Here is a 1,311-nt window from a genome sequence, read left to right as displayed (position 1 = left end):
GCGTCATGGTGACGGGCAGATGGACGGCGATGAGCATGAAAAGGGGCACGGCGCCCGCCTCGCCATAGGCCTTGAGAATCATCGGCACGCCGACGAAGACCGTGTTGGCCTGACCGGCCGAGAAGCCGGCGACGACCTGGGACACCCCGGACAATCCGAAGAAGCGGCGCCCGATTCGCGCGGCCAGCGCCCAGACGACCGCGACCCCGACGAAATAGGAGATCCAGTAGCCCCATGGTTGAACCGCCGGAATGTCCGCGCGCACCAGGGTCCTGAAAATGAGGCAGGGCAAGGAGAGCTTGAAGACGAATTCGGACAGGCCCTCGCCGGCGCGTTCCGACAGGAAACCTCCCCACCGCGCGACGTAGCCGATGGCGATCAGGCCGAAGATCGGCAACACGATCATGAGGAGATCGATCATGAGGGTTTAGCGGATCTCGGCCCGTTGAGAGAGGCTCGCAGAGGCGTTGGCATGGGTCATGAGTTCGTCGACCTGCTCCCGCTGCCGCTTGAAATCTGCGAGCGAGCGGCCTTCGAGCTCGCGTCCTCGCGGCAGGCGGATCTTGAGGGGATCGACGAAACTGCCGTTGATGATGACTTCATAATGCAGGTGTGGGCCGGTCGAGAGGCCGGTATTGCCCAGATAGCCGATCACCTGTCCCTGCTTCACGCGGGTTCCCGGCGAGACGCCTTTGCCGAACCCGGACAGGTGGGAATAGGCCGTCACGTAGCCGTTGGTGTGCTGGACTTCGATGCGCCGACCATAGCCCGAATCCCACTCGGCCTTGATCACCGTGCCGTTACCGGCGGAGACGATGGGAGTTCCGATCCGGTTCGCCCAATCGACCCCCGTATGGGGTCGCGAATAGCCCAGGATCGGATGGTAGCGGGAGCCGAAGCCGGACCRCAGGATTCCGTCCGAGATCGGTTTGCGGAGCAGGAACTTCTTCAGCGAACGGCCGCTATCGTCGAAGAAATCAAAGCCGCCGTCGTCACCCTGGTAGCGGTAGACCCGCCGTGCTTCGCCATTGATGGTCAGGGCCGCGAAGAGGATTTCCGGGCGGGCTACCTCCTCGTCGGCGCCATAGAACACCTCGAAGGTATCGCCGGGGGAGACCCTGCGCTGGAAATCGACGTCGTAGCCGAAGATCCGGACCAGATCCTCCACGCTTTCGCGGGGAAGGTCGTTCTTCAGCGCGGTCTCATAGAGACTGTCGTACAGCTTCACGCCGCCGCGCGATTCATCCTCGTCGTCCTCGCTGGTCGCCGCGTCGTTGGTCGCCACCTCGTCGACGATCGGCGTGACGGACA

2 protein-coding genes (1 of these 2 only partly in view) are annotated in these 1,311 nt (G+C 63.4%); both read right to left on the bottom strand.

The window, feature by feature from the left end; translation table 11 throughout:
• Positions 1-421: AEC family transporter (locus tag AC1DVM_RS16385; protein WP_477255994.1), on the bottom strand; the 421-nt coding region annotated here is incomplete at its 3' end.
• Between the two features lie 6 nt (positions 422-427).
• Positions 428-1,311, bottom strand: partial view of a peptidoglycan DD-metalloendopeptidase family protein gene (locus tag AC1DVM_RS16380; RefSeq protein WP_477255992.1) — the 3' end only. Its footprint extends 1,147 nt past the window's final position; 884 of the gene's 2,031 nt are visible here — the last part of the coding sequence; its start codon lies beyond the right edge, outside the window — the gene reads right to left on this strand; its stop codon occupies positions 428-430.

It is taken from the genome of Microvirga sp. P4_A5, from assembly GCF_056402495.1.
Note: the sequence above shows the minus strand (reverse complement) of the source record. Positions and strands in the feature narration are given on the sequence as shown.